Source organism: Arsenicicoccus sp. UBA2120 (assembly GCF_002330965.1).
Classification (GTDB): domain Bacteria; phylum Actinomycetota; class Actinomycetes; order Actinomycetales; family Dermatophilaceae; genus Arsenicicoccus; species Arsenicicoccus bolidensis.
Map to the genome: position 1 here is coordinate 15,467 of NZ_DCYC01000063.1, position 351 is coordinate 15,817.

1 protein-coding gene is annotated in these 351 nt (G+C 73.5%); it reads right to left on the reverse strand.

The window, feature by feature from the left end:
* Nucleotides 1–182 (reverse strand): hypothetical protein (locus B2P18_RS08995; protein ID WP_286958169.1); only part of this gene is annotated, 182 nt, incomplete at its 3' end.
* Between the last annotated feature and the right edge of the window lie 169 nt (nucleotides 183–351).

The following is a 351-nucleotide window of genomic DNA, read 5'->3' on the forward strand; positions in this document are numbered from 1 at the left end:
AGCGCGCACAGCGCCAGCAGCGGCACCGCGTGCCACCACCGGTTGTCGGGCCCGGGCAGGCTGTCGCCCCAGATGTCGACGAGGTCGATCTGCAGGAGCAGCAGCCCCACCACCGCCATCAGCAGCGGCCCGCGCACGTCGAGGTCGACGTCGCGCCGCGGCAGGTCGGCGGTCTGGTTCACCGTGCCATTGCAGCACGCACGCCGCCCTTCCGGCATACGCCGAAGGATGTAGCCCCCACCCGCGAGGATCGGCCGACCGGCCGACGCGCCACGCACCCGCGCGGGCGGAGGGTCGGGGCATGACACTCGCACTCCTCGGACCGCTGGTCCTGCTCGCCCTGATCGACGC